1 protein-coding gene is annotated in these 449 nt (G+C 57.7%); it reads left to right on the top strand.

Features of this window, described 5'->3' with window-relative positions:
* Nucleotides 1-270 (top strand): hypothetical protein (locus tag HMPREF2690_RS12175; RefSeq protein WP_371326016.1); only part of this gene is annotated, 270 nt, incomplete at its 5' end.
* Nucleotides 271-449 lie beyond the last annotated feature (179 nt).

Below are 449 nucleotides of genomic sequence, written 5' to 3'. Positions count from 1 at the left end.
CCCGCCGCCGACAAGGCAGACGACAAAGCAGAAGCACCAGCACAGGTCGAAGCAGAAGCCCCGGCTCAGGCCGACAAGGCCGAGGAGAAGGTACAAGACAAGGCTGAAGCTGAGCAGGACGCACCGGCCAAGGTCGACAACGCCAAGAAGCAGGCAGACAACAACAAGCCTGCAGGAGCAGACGTCAACATCGCCGCCATCGTCGCCCCGATCGTCGCCCTGCTAGCCATCGTCGGAATCGGCATCGGCTTCGCCAACATGATGCTCTAACCAAACACCCAAACTACAAAGAGTGTGCCCCAATGAGGGCACACTCTTTTCGTTGCTACACCTGATCGTCTAGCACGACCACAAATACAGCTAGACGGTCTCGAAACCGCCTTCGCAAACCCCCAGGTGATAACGACCACCATGGTCAACACGGAGCTCATCGTCTGGTTCCACAAACA

This window comes from Corynebacterium sp. HMSC034E11 (assembly GCF_001835905.1).
GTDB lineage: Bacteria > Actinomycetota > Actinomycetes > Mycobacteriales > Mycobacteriaceae > Corynebacterium > Corynebacterium coyleae.
Note: the sequence above shows the minus strand (reverse complement) of the source record. Positions and strands in the feature narration are given on the sequence as shown.